Origin of the sequence: Deinococcus alpinitundrae (genome assembly GCF_009982895.1) — a bacterium.
GTDB classification, from domain to species: Bacteria; Deinococcota; Deinococci; order Deinococcales; family Deinococcaceae; genus Deinococcus; species Deinococcus alpinitundrae.
Genome location: NZ_WXZL01000170.1, coordinates 1 through 317, shown reverse-complemented (window position 1 = coordinate 317; position 317 = coordinate 1). Strand labels below are relative to the sequence as shown.

Annotated in this window: 1 protein-coding gene; it reads right to left on the bottom strand. The window is 30.3% G+C overall.

Going from position 1 to position 317, the window contains the following annotated elements:
* The coding region (locus GUI70_RS25495; protein ID WP_161884547.1) for an O-methyltransferase at nt 1–278 on the bottom strand (278 nt) is incomplete at its 3' end.
* Nucleotides 279–317: the final 39 nt, after the last annotated feature.

Genomic DNA, 317 nt, shown 5'->3' with positions numbered 1-317 from the left:
AATTGCTCTAAAGCATTACCTTCAATAATTCGAACCTGGTTTTCAAAATGATAAGTAGCTAAATTTTGTTTAGCATATTGAATCATCGTTTCATTACGCTCTATCGTTGTGACATGAATGTCATCAGATATAGAAGCGAATTGCATAGAACTATAGCCGATTGCTGTACCAATTTCTAAAATATTTTTAACATTATTCATACGAATTAATTGCTTAATTAAATATAATGTTAAACGATCTACAATTGGCACTTCATTGACCTCGGCAAATTCACGCAAAACTTCGATTGAACTATTTTGATGTTGATGTAAATCTAT